This window comes from Microcystis sp. M53598_WE2, assembly GCF_030067735.1.
GTDB classification, from domain to species: Bacteria; Cyanobacteriota; Cyanobacteriia; order Cyanobacteriales; family Microcystaceae; genus Microcystis; species Microcystis aeruginosa.
Window position 1 is genome coordinate 1 of sequence record NZ_JASJFE010000232.1, and the last position, 1,321, is coordinate 1,321.

Genomic DNA, 1,321 nt, shown 5'->3' on the forward strand with positions numbered 1-1,321 from the left:
ACAACTCCCCGAATCAGAGCAAAATAAGATTGCCGCAATGCTCATAAAGCAGCTTGAATCCAGATCCCCAGAGTATGATTTTTGGGACGAGTTTGACCAAATCTTAGAAGAGTGCCAGATGAATACAGGAATTTCCGATCTGTCCTATCAGCACGATCATTACATTCACGGGCTACCCAAGCGATACAGTGAACAGTTAACAGTGAACAGTAGAAAAAACTGATTGATATAGTGCTATTCAGAGTAATTAGGTAAGCTGTTCAGCATTCAAATAACGTACAATAGAATGAAATTCTAGAAGGTTATGAGTATGGTTCTAGTATCCAACGGGCAATCAGCCATTATTCGTACAGAGCGTGGATTGACAATCGCCGGTACGCGAATTACCCTTTATGATGTTATGGATTACCTAAAGGCTCAGTATCCCCCCAAGCTGATTCGTGAAAAACTTGGTCTTAATGATAGACAGATTGATTCAGCCCTAGCATACATTGAGACTCATTGTACTGAGGTTGAAGCCGAGTATCAAGAATGCTTGCAGACAGCGACAGAAATTCGTCAATACTGGGAAGAGCGAAATCGTGAGCGATTTGCCAAGATTGCGGCGATGCCCCCTAAGCCCGGTCAAGAAACCATTCGTGCGAAGCTTCAAGAGTGGAAAGCACGCATTGAATCTCAATCATGAACTTTCTGATTGACTACAACTTAACGGGCGATGTTGTTTTATTCTGGGGAACCCTCTCAGCAGAAGGATGGCTTGATCTTTTGCCCATCCGCTTCTTCACCTTTCAGGATGTTGGATTGCCGATGGATAGTAGTGATCGGGTTGTTTGGCAATTTGCTCAAAACACTCAGATGATTTTAATTACAGCAAATCGAAATATGAAAGGAATTGATTCGCTGGAACAAACCATACGTGAAGAAAATACACCCGCTTCCCTGCCAATTCTGACAATTGGAAACCCTGATCGCCTTGATGAAAGTAGCTATCGGCAAAGATGTGCTACCCGCTTGATTGAGATTTTATTTGATCTAGAAAACTATATGGGAGTCGGTCGAATTTTCATCCCATAAGACTGTTGTTGAAAAGCATTCTTCAGGTAGAACCTGAAAAGAGCGTTACCAGGTAGAACCTGGTAACGAGATGATGAGATAATCGTTATTAGGGTTTTATACAATTCCAAAGATATGACAAAGCTATAAGAAGAGGCGATCGCTCAAGTCAAACAACTCCCCGAATCAGAGCAAAATAAGATTGCCGCAATGCTCATAAAGCAGCTTGAATCCAGATCCCCAGAGTATGATTTTTGGGACGAGTTTG

3 protein-coding genes are annotated in these 1,321 nt (G+C 42.2%); all 3 read left to right on the plus strand.

Annotated elements, in window-relative coordinates; genetic code table 11:
• Positions 1-223, plus strand: a 223-nt coding sequence (locus PX636_RS04860) for a hypothetical protein (protein WP_288116374.1), incomplete at its 5' end; no start/stop codon positions are given.
• 87 nt (positions 224-310) lie between these two features.
• Entirely contained in the window at positions 311-685 is a 375-nt protein-coding gene (locus PX636_RS04865) for a DUF433 domain-containing protein (protein WP_002758892.1), read from the plus strand.
• Complete coding sequence (locus tag PX636_RS04870; protein ID WP_002799313.1) at positions 682-1,074, plus strand: DUF5615 family PIN-like protein; 393 nt, start codon at positions 682-684, stop codon at positions 1,072-1,074. Before PX636_RS04865 ends, PX636_RS04870 begins: the two co-directional genes overlap by 4 nt.
• Positions 1,075-1,321 lie beyond the last annotated feature (247 nt).

Bases quoted from the DNA above. Each gene is read 5' to 3' on its own strand.
- PX636_RS04865 (WP_002758892.1), top strand. From the start codon at position 311: ATGGTTCTAGTATCCAACGGGCAATCAGCCATTATTCGTACAGAGCGT.
- PX636_RS04870 (WP_002799313.1), top strand. From the start codon at position 682: ATGAACTTTCTGATTGACTACAACTTAACGGGCGATGTTGTTTTATTC.